Below are 14,447 nucleotides of genomic sequence, written 5' to 3' on the forward strand. Positions count from 1 at the left end.
GGATCCACGCATGAAATACCGTCTGGGCGACCTGCGGGTCGAAACCCATCCGCAAAGCTGGGTGGCGCCCAATGCCACGCTGATCGGCAAGATCCGCCTGCAGGCGGGGGCCAGCGTCTGGTTCAACGCGGTGCTGCGTGGCGACAACGAACTGATCGATATCGGCGAGAACAGCAACGTCCAGGACGGCACGGTGATGCACACCGACATGGGCTCGCCGCTGACCCTCGGCAAGGGCGTGACCATTGGTCACAACGCCATGCTCCATGGCTGCTCGGTGGACGATTTCAGCCTGATCGGCATCAACGCGGTGATCCTCAACGGCGCGAAGATCGGCAAGCACTGCATCATCGGCGCCAATGCGCTGATTCCCGAAGGCAAGGAAATTCCCGATGGTTCGCTGGTCATGGGCTCGCCGGGCAAGATCGTCCGCGAACTGACCGATGCGCAGAAGAAGATGCTGGAAGCCAGCGCTGCCCACTACGTGCACAACGCCCAGCGTTATGCCCGCGACCTGGCGCCGCAGGAGGATTGATGAGCAGCACAGCCGAAAAACCCGTGGCCTCGCCCTGCGTCAGCATCTGCGCGCTGGATGACCACGATATCTGCACCGGTTGCCAGCGCACCGCCATGGAAATCACCCGCTGGGGCCGGATGGACAACGACGAGCGCCGCCAGGTGCTGGTCCTGTGTCACGAGCGGGCCCTGGCGGCGGGCCTGATCTTCGGGCAACCGGCCAAGGCCGGCTGATCCGGGGCTTGGCCGCACGGGGCTGCTCAAGTACCCTGTGCGGCTTGTCTGCAGGTCACCTCTCATGTTCTTTCTCATCGCCTATATCAGCAGCGTGGTGCTGATCAACTACGCCTTCTCCAGTGCGCCGCATCTGGATGTCATCTGGTCCGCCTGGGGCGGGTTGGTGTTCGTCCTGCGCGACATGGTCCAGACCCGTTTCGGCCATGGTGCCCTGGCGGCCATGCTGGCGGCGCTGGTGCTGTCCTATATCACCTCGGAGCCGGCCATCGCCCTGGCCAGCGCCACGGCCTTCGCCGTGTCCGAGCTGATCGACTGGCTGGTGTTCAGCATTACCAAGCGGCCGCTGCATGACCGCCTGTGGATCAGCTCGGCGCTGAGCATTCCCATCGACACCTTCATCTTCTTCGGCATGATCGGCGCGCTGACGCCGGCGGTGGTGGGGACGGCGCTGGCTTCGAAGTTTGCGGGTGTCACCGCCGTATGGCTTGCCATGGCCTGGCGGGTTCGCAAGAACGCTGTCGCCAACTGACGGCTTGCACCGAACCCTGTGGTAGCTGGCTTGTCGGACCGCCGCACCGCAGCGATTTGGCCAGTCCTGACAACCTCTCTGCTTGTGCCGGCCTCATCGCTGGCAAGCCAGCTCCCACAGGGCCGGCGTCGCCCCAAAGAGGGTGGGCTCATGTAAAATACGCCCCTTTCGCTGGCCCGCACCGTGCTGGGGCGGTCCTGGATTTCTCCCCCTGAGGACCTGTGATGACTCGTATCGGAACTCCATTGTCGCCCACCGCGACCCGTGTACTGCTCTGCGGCTGCGGCGAGCTGGGCAAGGAAGTGGTGATCGAGCTGCAACGCCTGGGCGTTGAAGTGATTGCCGTGGACCGCTACGCCAACGCCCCGGCGATGCAGGTTGCGCACCGCAGCCACGTGATCAACATGCTCGACGGCGCCGCCCTGCGCGCGGTGATCGAGGCCGAGAAGCCGCACTACATCGTGCCGGAAATCGAAGCCATCGCCACCGCCACCCTGGTCGAGCTGGAAGCCGAAGGCTTCACCGTGGTGCCGACCGCCCGCGCCGCGCAACTGACCATGAACCGCGAAGGCATCCGTCGCCTGGCCGCCGAAGAGCTGGACCTGCCGACCTCGCCATACCACTTCGCCGACACTTTCGAAGACTACAAGGCCGCAGCCCTGGACCTGGGCTTCCCGTGCGTGGTCAAGCCGGTGATGAGCTCGTCGGGCAAGGGCCAGAGCCTGCTGAAAAGCGCCGACGACCTGCAGCAGGCCTGGGACTACGCCCAGGAAGGCGGCCGCGCCGGCAAGGGCCGGGTGATCATCGAAGGCTTCATCGACTTCGACTACGAAATCACCCTGCTGACCGTTCGTCATATCGGCGGCACCACGTTCTGTGCGCCGGTCGGTCACCGCCAGGAGAAGGGCGACTACCAGGAATCCTGGCAGCCACAGGCGATGAGCCCGGTGGCCCTGGCCGAGTCCGAGCGCGTGGCCAAGGCGGTCACCGAGGCCCTGGGTGGCCGTGGCCTGTTCGGCGTGGAACTGTTCGTCAAGGGCGACCAGGTCTGGTTCAGCGAAGTGTCGCCGCGTCCGCACGACACCGGCCTGGTCACCCTGATCTCCCAGGACCTGCCGCAGTTCGCCCTGCACGCGCGGGCGATCCTCGGCCTGCCGATCCCGGTGATCCGTCAGTTCGGCCCTTCGGCCTCGGCGGTGATACTGGTGGAAGGCAAGTCCGAACAGACCGCCTTCGACAACCTCGGCGCCGCCCTGGCCGAGCCGGACACCGCGCTGCGCCTGTTCGGCAAGCCGGAAGTCAATGGTCAGCGGCGCATGGGCGTGTGCCTGGCCCGTGACGAGTCGATCGAAGCGGCCCGGGCCAAGGCGACCCGTGCTTCGCAAGCGGTGAAGGTCGAGCTGTAAGGCTCAAGACAACGGGGCTGCCAGGCAGCCCCGTTTTTCGTTACAGATCCGAGTGCCGGGTTTCCTTCAGGCACAGCACGGCAATCAGGCTCAGCAGGGCCGCAGCCGAGACATAACCCCCCACCCAGCTCAAGCCCCCCATCACCACCAGCTTCTGCGCGAAGAACGGTGCAGCGGACGCACCGACGATGCCACCCAGGTTGTACGCCGCCGAAGCACCGGTGTAGCGCACGTGGGTCGGGAACAGCTCCGGCAGCAGAGCACCCATCGGCGCGAAGGTCACCCCCATCAGGAACAGCTCGATGGCCAGGAACAGCGCCACCCCGGTGGTCGAGCCCGAGGTCAGCAGGGGCTCCATGAGGAAGCCCGAGGCGATGGCCAGCAGGGCGCCGACGATCAGTACCGGCTTGCGTCCGTAGCGATCACTGAGCCAGGCCGACAGCGGCGTGGCCAGGGCCATGAACAGCACGGCGAAGCACAGCAGGCCGAGGAAGGTTTCCCGCGTGTAGCCCAGGGTCGAGACCCCATAGCTCAGGGAAAACACCGTGGAGATGTAGAACAGCGCGTAGCACACCACCATGGCCAGGGCGCCGAGCAGCACCGGCAGCCAGTACTGGGCGAACAGCTCGACCACCGGCAGCTTCACCCGCTCATGACGGGCGATGGCCTTGGCGAAGATCGGCGTTTCTTCCAGCTTCAGGCGCACATACAGGCCGACGATGACCAGCGCAGCGCTGAGCAGGAACGGAATGCGCCAGCCCCAGGCACGGAAGTCCTCGTCGCTGAGGAGCATGGCCAGGGCCAGGAACAGGCCGTTTGCGGCGAGGAAGCCGATGGACGGGCCCAGTTGCGGGAACATGCCGAACCAGGCGCGCTTGTCTTTCGGCGCGTTCTCCGTGGCCAGCAGCGCCGCGCCACCCCATTCGCCGCCAAGGCCCAGGCCCTGGCCGAAGCGCAGCACGCAGAGCAGGATCGGCGCCCAGATGCCGATGCTGTCATGCCCCGGCAGCACGCCGATCAGGGTGGTACACACGCCCATCAGCAGCAGCGAGGCGACCAGGGTCGATTTGCGGCCGATCCGGTCGCCAAAGTGGCCGAACAGCGCCGAACCCAGCGGCCGGGCAAGGAAGGCGATACCGAAGGTAAGGAACGCCGAGAGCATCTGCGCGGTGCCGGAGGTCTGCGGGAAGAACACCGGGCCGATCACCAATGCGGCGGCAGTGGCGTAGACGTAGAAATCGTAGAACTCGATGGCGGTGCCGATAAAACTGGCGGTGGCGACGCGGGCGGGCGAGTTGCCGGACGGCACGGCGTCCGTGTCGTTGTAGGTGCTGCTGGATGTCATCTGGAGAACCCCTGACAGTCGAGTGCTCTTCTGGCGACCACGCACGGTTGGCAGCGAGGGGCCGGAGCGTATTTATAGGTATGGCTCGCATGGCCGAGCATACGCCCCGTGGGGATGGAGGCGGGCGCGGGCACTGTTCGGGGTGTGAAGCAGTACCGGTAAAAGCGCGCGATGCAGGCGGTGCGGACTGGCCGGAAAGCGCCGGGTGCGGGTAGCGGGCGCGACGGCAGGGCTGGGTAAGCGTAGGCCGAGTATAGCCAGATTCGATACCGGATGTGTCTATCCCGAGCGTTCCGCCTGTAATGAATCAGGCAACCGGCGAGCGGGCTACGGTCCAGACCAGGATGCGGCTGGCGCGGTTGTCCTCGGTCTGCAGGATTTCCAGGCGATAGCGGCCGATCTTCAGGCACACGGCACTGTCGGGGATGCTTTCCAGCGCCTCGGTGACCAGGCCGTTGAGGGTTTTCGGGCCGTCGCTGGGCAGGTGCCAGCCCAGGCAACGGTTCAGCTCGCGAATGGCGATGGCGCCTTCGATCACGTAGCGCCCGTCCGGCATGGGGTGGATATGCGGGTTGTCGTGGTTGTCCTGTTCTTCGAACTCGCCGACGATCTCTTCGAGGATGTCTTCCAGGGTGACGATCCCCTGCACCTCGCCGTATTCGTCGACGACGATGCCCATGCGTCGCTGCTGCTTGTGGAAATTCAGCAGTTGCAGCTGCAGTGGAGTGCTTTCAGGAACGAAGTAAGGCTCGTAGCAGGCGCCCAGCAGGCTTTCGAAGGTCAGTTCGGCGGTTGGCAGCAGGTGGGCGATATGGCGGATATTCAGCACCGCCTGGACCTGGTTGATATCGCTATGGAACACCGGCAGGCGCGTGTGCTTGCAGGCGATCAGCTGGGCGGTGATGTCTTCGATCGTATCGTCGAGGTTGACCCCGTCCACTTCGCTGCGCGGCACGAGGATGTGGTTGACGGTGATCTTTTCCAGGGCCAGCAGGCTGGCGGGGAAGGGGTGGACGCCGGTTTTCTCGCTGTCCTCGTCGGTATCGTCCACCTGGCTGTCGTCGTGCTCGTGGTGGTTGACCACCGCCGGCTTGACCGCGAAAGGCCGCACGATCAGGCGGGCGATGCCGTCCAGCAGGCAGGCCAGCGGCTGCAGCAGGTAGAGCGGGAAACGCAGGATGATGCCGAGGCCGATAAAGGCTTCCGGGTTGCGCCGGGCCAGTTGCCGGGGCAGGTACTCGGCGCAGACCAGCAGGAGCAGGGCGGCGCCCAGGCAGCCCAGCCAGAAGCCGCTTTCGCCCTGGCAGCGCAAGCCGGTGAGGGCGGCGAGGGCGAACACCAGCAGCTTGCCAAGGGTCGAGCCGAGCACCAGGGCCTGGGCCGGAATGCCTTCGAGGCGCGGATGATTGATCAGGCGCTGGCGTGCGCTATCCACCGCAGTGAACAGTGCCGACCACAACAAGGCCAGGGCCAGTAGCCCGAGCAGCGGAGCCAGCGGCAGAGTGTCCATCGATCGCTCGTCAGATATGCAGGATGAATTCGCGTACCAGCTTGCTGCCGAAGTAGGCCAGCATCAGCAGGCAGAAACCGGCCAGGGTCCAGCGGATCGCCTTGTGCCCGCGCCAGCCGAGACGGGTGCGGCCCCACAGCAGCACGCCGAACACCACCCAGGCGACGCAGGACAGCAGGGTCTTGTGCACCAGGTGCTGGGCGAACAGGTTGTCGAGGAACAGCCAGCCGGAAACCAGCGACAGCGAGAGCAGGCCCCAGCCCGCCCAGAGGAAACCGAACAGCAGGCTTTCCATGGTCTGCAGCGGCGGGAAATTGCGGATCAGGCCGGAGGTGTGCTTGTGCTTGAGCTGGTGATCCTGCACCAGCAGCAGCAACGCCTGGAACACCGCGATGGTGAACAGGCCATAGGCCAGGATCGACAGCAGGATATGGGCGAGGATGCCGGGCTCTTCATTGATCAGCGGCACCGTGCCGGACGGCGCGAACTGGGCGATCAGCGCGGTCAGCAGGCCGAGGGGGAAGAGCAGCAGGAGCAGGTTTTCCACCGGGATGCTCAGGCAGGCGATCAGGGTGATGGCGATCACGGCGGTGGCGATCAGGCTGGCGGCGCTGAAGAAGTCCAGGCTCAGGCCCAGGGGCGTGAGCAGTTGCCAGAACAGCGCGCTGCCCTGGGCAATCACGGCCAGGGCACCGAGCAGGCCGAGCAGCCGTTTGTCGGCCTTGACGCCACGGGCAAGGCCGGTGCCTTGGAGGATGATCGCGGCGGCGTAGAGGCAGGCGGCGATCAGGTTGGGTAGCAAGCTGGGTGACAAGGGGAGCATAAGTCCTGTTAGGCAAGCCCGAAAGTCGCCGAGTTTGGCATAGAACGCTGCCCCCTAGGAAGCATGGCTGTCGACGGGCGGTTTGGCAGGTTTTGGAACCGCTCCGCGGTCCTTCGCGGGCAAGCCACGCTCCTACAAGCCCTGCACCATGGTGTGCGCTGGCGCCAGTCTTCGCTATAATCGCGCCCCTGCCCGTGCCCACGGCTGGCTAAACCCCGGTTCCACAGAGCCTGAAAGGATCCCCATGTTTGAAAACCTGACCGATCGTCTGTCACAGACGCTGCGCCATGTCACCGGCAAGGCCAAGCTGAATGAAGACAACATCAAAGACACCCTGCGCGAAGTGCGCATGGCGTTGCTCGAAGCCGACGTCGCCCTGCCGGTGGTCAAGGACTTCGTCAACAAGGTCAAGGAACGTGCGGTCGGTACCGAGGTTTCCCGCAGCCTGACCCCGGGCCAGGCCTTCGTGAAGATCGTCCAGGCCGAGCTCGAAGAGCTGATGGGCGCCGCCAACGAAGACCTGAGCCTGAATGCCGCACCGCCTGCCGTGGTGCTGATGGCCGGTCTGCAGGGTGCGGGCAAGACCACCACCGCCGGCAAGCTGGCGCGCTTCCTGAAAGAGCGCAAGAAGAAGACCGTCATGGTCGTCTCCGCCGACGTCTACCGCCCGGCGGCGATCAAGCAGCTGGAAACCCTGGCCAACGACATCGGCGTGACCTTCTTCCCGTCCGATATCAGCCAGAAGCCGGTGGCCATCGCCGAAGCGGCGATCCGTGAAGCCAAGCTGAAATTCATCGACGTGGTCATCGTCGACACCGCCGGTCGTCTGCACATCGACGCCGACATGATGACCGAGATCAAGGACCTGCACGCCGCGGTCAAGCCGGTCGAGACGCTGTTCGTGGTCGACGCCATGACCGGCCAGGACGCCGCCAACACCGCCAAGGCCTTCGGCGATGCCCTGCCGCTGACCGGCGTGGTGCTGACCAAGGTCGACGGTGATGCCCGTGGCGGTGCCGCCCTGTCGGTGCGCGCCATCACCGGCAAGCCGATCAAGTTCATCGGCATGGGCGAGAAGACCGAAGCCCTGGAGCCGTTCCACCCGGACCGTATCGCTTCGCGCATCCTCGGCATGGGCGACGTGCTCAGCCTGATCGAGCAGGCCGAGCAGAACATCGACAAGGCCAAGGCCGACAAGCTGGCCAAGAAGCTCAAGAAGGGCAAGGGCTTCGACCTCGAGGACTTCCGCGACCAGTTGCAACAGATGAAGAACATGGGCGGCCTCGGCGGCCTGATGGACAAGCTGCCGAGCATCGGCGGGGTCAACCTGTCGCAGATGGGCAACGCCCAGGGCGCGGCCGAGAAGCAGTTCAAGCAGATGGAAGCGATCATCAACTCGATGACCCCGGCCGAGCGCCGCGACCCTGACCTGATCAGTGGTTCGCGCAAGCGCCGGATCGCCATCGGCTCCGGCACCCAGGTGCAGGACATCGGCCGCCTGATCAAGCAGCACAAGCAGATGCAGAAGATGATGAAGAAGTTTTCTGCCAAGGGCGGCATGGCCAAGATGATGCGCGGCCTGGGCGGCATGATGCCCGGCGGCGGCATGCCCAAGCTGTAAACCCGATTCGCGGTGCGGCCCTGATTATCGGGGCCGCACCCGGAACCCGCCTCGCGGCGGGGACATGGCCATCTCTATGAAGAGTGGCTTCATTGCAGATCTGTATGACAGACAGGCGCTTGCCAGAAAAAAGGCATTTGCAAAAGCCCGTGTATTCCTTGAGAATATGCGGCCTTTCGGGTACCCGTACCCGTTTGGCCTATAGATTTGCAGCACCGACTACAGGAACGATGTTCACATGGTAACCATCCGTCTTGCCCGTGGCGGCTCCAAAAAGCGCCCATTCTACCACCTCACCGTGACCAACAGCCGCAATGCGCGCGATGGTCGTTTCGTTGAGCGTATCGGCTTCTTCAACCCGATTGCTTCGGGCGCAGAAGTCAAACTGTCCGTAAACCAAGAGCGTGCCACCTACTGGCTGTCTCAAGGTGCCCAGCCGTCTGAGCGCGTTGCTCAGCTGCTGAAGGAAGCTGCCAAGGCCGCTGCCTGAGCAATATGAACGCGACGCCAGAAAGTGCGGACGACCTGATCGTCGTCGGCAAGATTTTTTCGGTACACGGCGTTCGCGGCGAGGTGAAGGTGTTTTCCTTTACCGATCCGATCGACAACCTGTTGCAGTACCGCCACTGGACGCTTCGGCGCGAGGGTGTGGTCAAGCAGGTCGAGCTGGTCAAAGGCCGATCCGGTCAAAAGGATCTGGTCGCCAAGCTCAAGGGGCTGGACGATCGCGACGAAGCACGTCTTCTGAGCGGTTTCGAGATTTGCATCTCGAGAAGCCTTTTGCCCAACCTGGCCAACGACGAGTACTACTGGTACCAGCTCGTGGGCCTGAGTGTCATCAACCAGGACGGACAACTGTTCGGCAAGGTTGATCACCTGTTGGAGACCGGCGCGAACGATGTAATGGTGGTCAAGCCCTGTGCTGGCAGCCTGGATGATCGTGAACGGCTACTGCCTTATACCCGGCAGTGCGTGTTGGCAATCGACCTGGCAGCGAGTGAGATGAGGGTCGAATGGGATGCGGATTTCTAAGCAATGGCCAGCCTGCGCGTAGAAGTCATTACGTTGTTCCCCGAGATGTTCTCGGCCATCAGTGAGTACGGCATTACCAGCCGCGCGGTGAAACAGGGGTTGTTGCAACTGACCTGCTGGAACCCGCGGGACTACACCACGGATCGTCACCACACGGTGGATGATCGGCCTTTTGGCGGTGGTCCGGGCATGGTGATGAAGATCAAGCCTCTGGAAGACGCCCTGGTCGAGGCCAGGCAGGCAACCGGAGGAACGGCGAAGGTGATCTACCTCTCGCCACAAGGCCGCAAGCTGACACAGTCGGCGGTCAAGGACCTGGCGAAGCATGAGTCGTTGATTCTGATAGCCGGTCGTTATGAAGGCGTCGACGAGCGTTTTATCGAGGCTCATGTCGATGAAGAGTGGTCGATTGGCGACTATGTACTGTCTGGCGGCGAGCTGCCGGCGATGGTCCTGATCGATGCGGTTACACGGCTGCTGCCCGGAGCTTTGGGGCATGTGGACTCGGCGGAGGAAGACTCCTTCACCGATGGTCTGCTGGATTGCCCGCACTACACCCGACCTGAGGTGTATGCGGATCAGCGTGTACCCGACGTGTTGCTAAGTGGCAACCATGCACACATCCGGCGCTGGCGTTTGCAGCAGTCCCTTGGTCGGACCTGGGAACGACGTGCCGATCTTCTGGAAAGTCGCTCACTTTCTGGAGAAGAGAAGAAGCTGCTCGAGGAATACATCCGCGAGCGGGACGATAGTTAACGTATCGATGGTAAATCCGTGATTTGCCTTAGGAGCACAAGATGACCAACAAAATCATTCAGCAGATCGAAGCTGAACAGATGAGCAAAGAGATCCCTACCTTTGCCCCGGGCGACACCGTAGTCGTTCAGGTGAAAGTGAAGGAAGGCGATCGTTCCCGTCTGCAGGCGTTCGAAGGCGTTGTAATCGCCAAGCGCAACCGCGGTCTGAACAGCGCATTCACCGTTCGCAAAATCTCCAACGGTGTTGGCGTTGAGCGTACTTTCCAGACCTACAGCCCGCAAATCGACAGCCTGGCCGTGAAACGTCGTGGTGACGTGCGTAAAGCCAAGCTGTACTACCTGCGTGACCTGTCCGGTAAAGCAGCTCGCATCAAGGAAAAACTGGCCTGAGTCCAGTCCGACCTTTGCGAAAGAAAGGGCAGCCCTCGGGCTGCCCTTTTTGCTTTTCGAGCTTCAAGTTTCAAGCTGCAAGCCATAAGAAAAAGCAGATGACACCGCAGTTGCTTTTCCTTATGGCTTGCAGCTTGAAGCTTGCAACTGCCTTACAAGTTCAAGTGACCCCATGACCACCCGAGACCAGGAAATCCAGCGCCGCACCGACCTGTCGGTGACCCGCGTGACCAAGGCCGTCTTCCCGTCCACCACCAACCACCACAACACCCTGTTCGGCGGTACCGCCCTGGCCTGGATGGACGAAGTCTCGTTCATCGCCGCCACGCGCTTCTGCCGCCTGCCGCTGGTGACCGTGTCCACCGACCGCATCGACTTCAAGCACCCGATCGCCGCCGGCTCCATCGTCGAGCTGGTCGGCCGTGTGGTGAAAGTCGGCAATACCAGCCTGAAAGTGGAAGTCGAAGTGTTCGTCGAGAGCATGAGCTGCGACAGCCGCGAAAAGGCCATCCACGGCCTGTTCAGCTTCGTCGCCATCGATGAGGACAAGCGTCCGGTGCCGGTATTGCCGGGCTTCTGAGTCCGCTCAGGCCTCGCGCTGGATCAACGCCAGCAGGGTCCAGCCCGCGCCCGGTGTGAGCGGGCTGTCCGGCCCGAACACATGCACCCAGCCATGGGCATCCCGGGCGAACAACAAGGTCGCCCGCTCGCCATGCAGTTCCCGATAGGCCTCCCAGCCGAAGGCTTCGGTCAGGTGCGTGCTGTAGAGCTCGGCGCCCTGATGCAGCTGGTTGGCCAGTTGCACATAGGTCAGCGCCTGGCTGCCCAGGGCTTCACCCCGGTGTTCTTGACTGGCGCGGTGTTTGTCGCTGCGCCTGACCTCCAGGCCGCTGGCCAGGGCAAACAGGCGCTGTGGGCCGAAGTCATGGCGAAAGCGCATGCACGCCAGCGCATTCAGTTCGCCGGCGGGGGACAGCCCGAGCAGGTGCCCGAGGCCGACCAGGTCCAGGTGCACCTCGGCGTGCTGCGACGCCGGGTTGCCGAAGTAGGTCGGCAGCCCGTCCATGCGTGCCGCGCAGATGTTCTCCCAACTGGAATCGGTCAGCAGTACCCGGCTGCCCATCGCCTGCAGCGCCTTGCCGATGGCCCGCGCCGGTGGGTTGGCGCCGACGATGAGAAAGCCGCTGGGGGCCGGGTCCGCGACTTTCAGCAAGCGCGCCAACGGCCGCGCCGTCGCGCTTTGCAGGACCACGGTGCCGATGATCACGGCGAAAGTCAGCGGCACCAGCAGCAGGGCGCCTTCATGTCCGGCTTCATCCAGGCGGATGGCGAAGATCGCCGATACCGCGGCGGCGACGATGCCTCGTGGTGCGACCCAGGCCAGCAAGGCCCGCTCTCGCCAGGTCAGCGCCGAGCCCCAGGTCGACAGGGCGACGTTCAGCGGCCGGGCGATCAACTGGATCACCAGCAGCAGCGCCAGCACCGCCGGACCAAGACCGAGCAGGGCATTCAGGTCGAGGCGTGCCGCCAGCAGGATGAACAGGCCGGAAATCAGCAGCACGCTGAGGTTTTCCTTGAAATGCAGGATCTGCCGCACATCCACGCCTTTCATATTGGCCAGCCACATGCCCATGACCGTGACCGCCAGCAGCCCGGACTCGGCCATGACCTGGTTGGCGGCCACGAAGATGCCCAGCACCGCCGCCAGCGAAGCCAGGTTGTGCAGGTATTCCGGCAGCCACTGCTCGCGCATCACCTGGCCAAGCAGCCAGCCACCCGCCGCACCGAAGGCGCAACCGCAGGCCAGCACGCCGGCGAAGGTCTTCAGGCTCTGGCTCAGGCCGTCATCGGCAGCGCTGGCGATGATGAAGCTGTACACCACCACGGCCAGCAGTGCGCCGATCGGATCGATGACGATGCCTTCCCAGCGCAGGATGTTGGCGATGGTTGCCTTGGGGCGGACCACCCGCAGCATGGGGACGATCACGGTCGGGCCGGTGACCAGGGTGAGGGTGCCGAACAGCACCGCCAGGGGCCAGTCGAAGCCCAGCAGCCAGTGGGTTGCCAGGGCGATGAGGATCCAGGTGGCCAGCGCTCCGAGGGTGACCATGCGCCGCACCACGCTGCCGATTTCGCGCCATTGCGAGAGGTGCAGGGTCAGGCTGCCCTCGAACAGGATCAGTGCCACCGCCAGGGAGACCAGCGGCATCAGCAACGGGCCGAACATCGCCTGCGGATCCAGCCAGCCCAGCACCGGGCCGACAAGGATGCCGCTGAGCAGGAGAAAGAGGATCGCCGGCAGTTTCAAGCGCCAGGCCAGCCACTGGCAACCCAGCGCCGCCAGCCCGATACCGCCAAACGCCAGCAGGATCTGTTGCTCGTTCATTCGGATTTCCCTCTCCCGGCATGGTTATGGAAGACTAGCGGTCTTTCGGCGTTTTCATCCTGTGTTTTCCGAGTTGCCATGCCCGCCATCGACCATCCCCTGATCGACCAGTTTCTCGATGCCCTGTGGCTGGAAAAGGGCCTTTCCGACAATACCCGTGCCTCCTATCGCAGCGACCTGGCCCTGTTCAACGGCTGGTTGCAGGAGAAGGGCGTCGACCTGCCGAACGCCGGTCGCGAGCTGATCCTCGATCACCTTGGCTGGCGTATGGATCAAGCCTACAAACCGCGCTCCACCGCGCGCTTTCTGTCCGGCGCGCGAGGGTTCTATCGCTATCTGCTGCGCGAGAAACTGATCGGCGTCGATCCGACCCTGCAAGTGGAAATGCCACAACTGGGGCGGCCGCTGCCCAAGTCCCTGTCCGAAGCCGATGTCGAGGCCTTGCTGCATGCCCCGGACCTCAGCGAAGCCATCGGCCAGCGTGACCGCGCCATGCTCGAAGTGCTCTACGCCTGCGGCCTGAGGGTGACCGAACTGGTCAGCCTGACCCTTGACCAGATCAACCTGCGCCAGGGCGTGCTGAGGGTGATGGGCAAGGGCAGCAAGGAGCGCCTGGTGCCCATGGGCGAGGAGGCGGTGCTGTGGATCGAGCGCTACCTGCGTGATGGCCGCGCCGACCTGCTCAACGGCCGCCCCAGCGATGTGCTGTTTCCCAGCCTGCGCGGCGAGCAGATGACCCGGCAGACCTTCTGGCACCGCATCAAGCACCACGCGCAAGTCGCCGGTATCGGCAAGGCGCTGTCGCCGCACACCCTGCGCCACGCCTTCGCCACCCACCTGCTCAACCATGGCGCCGACCTGCGGGTGGTGCAGATGCTTCTGGGTCACAGCGACCTCTCCACCACCCAGATCTACACCCATGTGGCCAAGGCCCGCCTGCAGGAACTGCACGCTCGTCATCATCCGCGCGGTTAGCCGTTATTTGGCTTCTAGACGGCCCGTGTACTGGGCAATGAATGTGTTAGTCTTTCAATGTTCACGTCCTGGGCCGGCGAAATCCCCGCGTTTTCAGCACGGGCGTCCCTATTCCGGTCCTATGTAAGGAGTTACCCCCCATGCGTTTGATCCAGACCCTTGCGGCCGCCGCCCTGGCCCTGGTCACTCCGTTTGCCGTGGCTGACGATGCCGAAAAGGCAATCCGCGATACATTGAAAACACTGGACTCCGAAATCCCGGTCGAGAGTATCGGAAAGAGCCCGCTCTCCAGCCTCTACGAAGTCAAGCTGCAGGGCGGTCGTGTCCTGTATGCCAGTGCCGACGGCCAATTCGTGCTGCAGGGCAACATGTACCAACTGGAGAACGGCAAGCCGGTCAACCTCACCGAGAAGGCCGAGCGCCAAGGCATCGCCAAGACCATCAACAGCATCCCGACCTCGGAGATGGTGGTCTACCCGGCCAAGGGCCAGGCCAAGTCGCATATCACCGTGTTCACCGACACCACCTGCCCGTACTGCCACAAGCTGCATGAAGAAGTCGCCGAGCTGAACAAGCTGGGTGTCGAAGTGCGCTACGTCGCCTTCCCGCGCCAGGGCCTCGGCTCGCCGGGTGATGAGCAGTTGCAGGCGGTCTGGTGCTCCAAGGACCGCAACTCGGCCCTGGACAACATGATCGGTGGCAAGGAAATCAAGGCCGCCAAGTGCGAGAACCCGGTGAGCAAGCAGTTCGCCATGGGCCAGTCGATCGGTGTCAACGGCACCCCGGCCATCGTCCTCGAGGACGGCCAGGTGATCCCGGGCTACCAGCCGGCCAAGCAAGTGGCCGCACTGGCCCTGGCCGGCGCCAAGTAAGCTAATCAATCAGCGAGCCGTCTTCATGGGGAGACGGCTTTTTTCAC

The 14,447-nt window shown here is 63.7% G+C and carries 16 protein-coding genes; 12 read left to right on the forward strand and 4 right to left on the reverse strand.

Going from position 1 to position 14,447, the window contains the following annotated elements; all coding sequences use genetic code 11:
- The first annotated feature begins 10 nt into the window (after positions 1–10).
- From AC2CQI_RS26155 to purT, 4 genes are all read left to right on the forward strand, one after another.
- Positions 11–535: a gamma carbonic anhydrase family protein gene (locus AC2CQI_RS26155; RefSeq protein WP_075806708.1), complete on the forward strand. Its 525-nt coding sequence runs from the start codon at positions 11–13 to the stop codon at positions 533–535.
- Entirely contained in the window at positions 535–750 is a 216-nt protein-coding gene (locus AC2CQI_RS26160; protein ID WP_075806709.1) for a DUF1289 domain-containing protein, read from the forward strand. The genes AC2CQI_RS26155 and AC2CQI_RS26160 overlap by 1 nt, the downstream gene beginning before the upstream one ends.
- A gap of 64 nt (positions 751–814) precedes the next feature.
- Positions 815–1,282, forward strand: a complete 468-nt coding sequence (locus AC2CQI_RS26165; protein ID WP_075806710.1) for a VUT family protein — start codon at positions 815–817, stop codon at positions 1,280–1,282.
- A gap of 224 nt (positions 1,283–1,506) precedes the next feature.
- On the forward strand, positions 1,507–2,688 hold the full coding sequence (gene purT, locus AC2CQI_RS26170; protein WP_075806711.1) for a formate-dependent phosphoribosylglycinamide formyltransferase: 1,182 nt from the start codon (positions 1,507–1,509) through the stop codon (positions 2,686–2,688).
- Positions 2,689–2,728: 40 nt separating this feature from the next.
- Here the strand turns inward: purT and AC2CQI_RS26175 are convergent, their stop codons facing one another.
- From AC2CQI_RS26175 to AC2CQI_RS26185, 3 genes are all read right to left on the reverse strand, one after another.
- Positions 2,729–4,033 (reverse strand): MFS transporter, encoded by a 1,305-nt coding sequence (locus AC2CQI_RS26175; RefSeq protein WP_484578327.1) that lies wholly within the window; start codon positions 4,031–4,033, stop codon positions 2,729–2,731.
- Positions 4,034–4,340: 307 nt separating this feature from the next.
- Positions 4,341–5,543, reverse strand: coding sequence for a transporter associated domain-containing protein (locus AC2CQI_RS26180; RefSeq protein WP_484578328.1), 1,203 nt, complete (start codon positions 5,541–5,543; stop codon positions 4,341–4,343).
- A gap of 10 nt (positions 5,544–5,553) precedes the next feature.
- Positions 5,554–6,366, reverse strand: a complete 813-nt coding sequence (locus AC2CQI_RS26185) for a cytochrome C assembly family protein (protein ID WP_075806714.1) — start codon at positions 6,364–6,366, stop codon at positions 5,554–5,556.
- A gap of 244 nt (positions 6,367–6,610) precedes the next feature.
- Between AC2CQI_RS26185 and ffh the strand changes: the two genes are divergently transcribed.
- The 6 genes from ffh to AC2CQI_RS26215 all read left to right on the forward strand — a co-directional run bounded on the left by ffh (position 6,611) and on the right by AC2CQI_RS26215 (position 10,747).
- Positions 6,611–7,987, forward strand: a complete 1,377-nt coding sequence (gene ffh, locus AC2CQI_RS26190) for a signal recognition particle protein (RefSeq protein ID WP_484578329.1) — start codon at positions 6,611–6,613, stop codon at positions 7,985–7,987.
- Between the two features lie 238 nt (positions 7,988–8,225).
- Positions 8,226–8,477, forward strand: a complete 252-nt coding sequence (gene rpsP, locus AC2CQI_RS26195) for a 30S ribosomal protein S16 (RefSeq protein ID WP_009403592.1) — start codon at positions 8,226–8,228, stop codon at positions 8,475–8,477.
- A gap of 5 nt (positions 8,478–8,482) precedes the next feature.
- A complete protein-coding gene (gene rimM, locus AC2CQI_RS26200) occupies positions 8,483–9,019 on the forward strand; it encodes a ribosome maturation factor RimM (RefSeq protein ID WP_075804533.1) in 537 nt (178 codons plus the stop codon).
- Positions 9,020–9,022: 3 nt separating this feature from the next.
- Positions 9,023–9,775, forward strand: a complete 753-nt coding sequence (gene trmD / locus AC2CQI_RS26205) for a tRNA (guanosine(37)-N1)-methyltransferase TrmD (protein ID WP_484578330.1) — start codon at positions 9,023–9,025, stop codon at positions 9,773–9,775.
- Between the two features lie 41 nt (positions 9,776–9,816).
- Positions 9,817–10,167 (forward strand): 50S ribosomal protein L19, encoded by a 351-nt coding sequence (rplS, locus tag AC2CQI_RS26210; protein ID WP_042122082.1) that lies wholly within the window; start codon positions 9,817–9,819, stop codon positions 10,165–10,167.
- Positions 10,168–10,339: 172 nt separating this feature from the next.
- Positions 10,340–10,747 (forward strand): acyl-CoA thioesterase, encoded by a 408-nt coding sequence (locus AC2CQI_RS26215; RefSeq protein WP_075804535.1) that lies wholly within the window; start codon positions 10,340–10,342, stop codon positions 10,745–10,747.
- 6 nt (positions 10,748–10,753) lie between these two features.
- Here AC2CQI_RS26215 and AC2CQI_RS26220 read toward each other — a convergent pair whose 3' ends face one another.
- Positions 10,754–12,553 (reverse strand): cation:proton antiporter, encoded by a 1,800-nt coding sequence (locus AC2CQI_RS26220; protein WP_484578331.1) that lies wholly within the window; start codon positions 12,551–12,553, stop codon positions 10,754–10,756.
- A 78-nt stretch (positions 12,554–12,631) separates the two neighbouring features.
- On the opposite strand from AC2CQI_RS26220, the gene xerD reads away from it, so the two are divergent.
- Both xerD and dsbC read left to right on the forward strand, forming a co-directional pair.
- Positions 12,632–13,528: a site-specific tyrosine recombinase XerD gene (gene xerD / locus AC2CQI_RS26225; RefSeq protein ID WP_075804537.1), complete on the forward strand. Its 897-nt coding sequence runs from the start codon at positions 12,632–12,634 to the stop codon at positions 13,526–13,528.
- Positions 13,529–13,668: 140 nt separating this feature from the next.
- Complete coding sequence (dsbC, locus tag AC2CQI_RS26230; protein WP_075804538.1) at positions 13,669–14,400, forward strand: bifunctional protein-disulfide isomerase/oxidoreductase DsbC; 732 nt, start codon at positions 13,669–13,671, stop codon at positions 14,398–14,400.
- The last annotated feature ends 47 nt before the right edge of the window (positions 14,401–14,447 follow it).

This window comes from Pseudomonas sp. P2S-1 (genome assembly GCF_057197725.1).

Excerpts from the sequence above, each read along its gene's own strand:
- AC2CQI_RS26155 (WP_075806708.1), top strand. The coding sequence starts at position 11 with ATGAAATACCGTCTGGGCGACCTGCGGGTCGAAACCCATCCGCAAAGC.
- AC2CQI_RS26160 (WP_075806709.1), top strand. The coding sequence starts at position 535 with ATGAGCAGCACAGCCGAAAAACCCGTGGCCTCGCCCTGCGTCAGCATC.
- AC2CQI_RS26165 (WP_075806710.1), top strand. The coding sequence starts at position 815 with ATGTTCTTTCTCATCGCCTATATCAGCAGCGTGGTGCTGATCAACTAC.
- purT (WP_075806711.1), top strand. The coding sequence starts at position 1,507 with ATGACTCGTATCGGAACTCCATTGTCGCCCACCGCGACCCGTGTACTG.
- AC2CQI_RS26175 (WP_484578327.1), bottom strand. The coding sequence starts at position 4,033 with ATGACATCCAGCAGCACCTACAACGACACGGACGCCGTGCCGTCCGGC.
- AC2CQI_RS26180 (WP_484578328.1), bottom strand. The coding sequence starts at position 5,543 with ATGGACACTCTGCCGCTGGCTCCGCTGCTCGGGCTACTGGCCCTGGCC.
- AC2CQI_RS26185 (WP_075806714.1), bottom strand. The coding sequence starts at position 6,366 with ATGCTCCCCTTGTCACCCAGCTTGCTACCCAACCTGATCGCCGCCTGC.
- ffh (WP_484578329.1), top strand. The coding sequence starts at position 6,611 with ATGTTTGAAAACCTGACCGATCGTCTGTCACAGACGCTGCGCCATGTC.
- rpsP (WP_009403592.1), top strand. The coding sequence starts at position 8,226 with ATGGTAACCATCCGTCTTGCCCGTGGCGGCTCCAAAAAGCGCCCATTC.
- rimM (WP_075804533.1), top strand. The coding sequence starts at position 8,483 with ATGAACGCGACGCCAGAAAGTGCGGACGACCTGATCGTCGTCGGCAAG.
- trmD (WP_484578330.1), top strand. The coding sequence starts at position 9,023 with ATGGCCAGCCTGCGCGTAGAAGTCATTACGTTGTTCCCCGAGATGTTC.
- rplS (WP_042122082.1), top strand. The coding sequence starts at position 9,817 with ATGACCAACAAAATCATTCAGCAGATCGAAGCTGAACAGATGAGCAAA.
- AC2CQI_RS26215 (WP_075804535.1), top strand. The coding sequence starts at position 10,340 with ATGACCACCCGAGACCAGGAAATCCAGCGCCGCACCGACCTGTCGGTG.
- AC2CQI_RS26220 (WP_484578331.1), bottom strand. The coding sequence starts at position 12,553 with ATGAACGAGCAACAGATCCTGCTGGCGTTTGGCGGTATCGGGCTGGCG.
- xerD (WP_075804537.1), top strand. The coding sequence starts at position 12,632 with ATGCCCGCCATCGACCATCCCCTGATCGACCAGTTTCTCGATGCCCTG.
- dsbC (WP_075804538.1), top strand. The coding sequence starts at position 13,669 with ATGCGTTTGATCCAGACCCTTGCGGCCGCCGCCCTGGCCCTGGTCACT.